Annotated in this window: 1 protein-coding gene; it reads left to right on the top strand. The window is 72.4% G+C overall.

The features are described from left to right. On the top strand, positions 1–588 hold a 588-nt coding region (locus ABTU92_RS30310), incomplete at both ends, for a hypothetical protein (protein WP_408095237.1).

Below are 588 nucleotides of genomic sequence, written 5' to 3'. Positions count from 1 at the left end.
CCGGTGTTCGACCTCGCGCGGGGGCTGTTCGTCGTTCGCTACGTCGCCGCCGACGATCGCTCGAGCCCTCCCGAAGTGATGCTCGCGACCGACGGCCACGACGGCCCCGCGCCCGTCCTTCGCCGCGAGGGGGGTGACGAGGCGCTTCGCGCACCCGGTGACCGGCTGGTGATCCGTGTCGATCAGGCGACCACGATTCGCCTTGCGGTGAAGCCGACGCGGCCGGGCGGCTCGTCCGTCGCGAGAGTGACGATCGCTTCCCTCTCGCCGTCAGGCCAGCCGAGCCCAGACGCGCTTTCCTCGATCGACGCCGAGCTCCGGCTGATCGGGCACGTCGCGGGACGCGGCGACGTGGTCGCCACGTCCGGCGCATGGCTGGCCGGACCGGACGCTCCGGCCCGGATCGAAGGCCTCGCCCTCGATTGGCGTCCACCGCAGCCGAGTGTCGTCGTCCGCTATGCGGTCCGCCTCGACGGATCGCCGGACTGGAGCCCGTTCGTCGGGCCGGGGCGCTTTGCCGGAACGCGAGGGCGAGGATTGCCGGTGACCGGGGTCGCCTTCGCGGTCGAAGGACCGGTCGATCGACAG

It is taken from the genome of Rhodoplanes sp. SY1 (genome assembly GCF_046000175.1).
Lineage (GTDB): Bacteria > Pseudomonadota > Alphaproteobacteria > Rhizobiales > Xanthobacteraceae > Rhodoplanes.
Note: the sequence above shows the minus strand (reverse complement) of the source record. Positions and strands in the feature narration are given on the sequence as shown.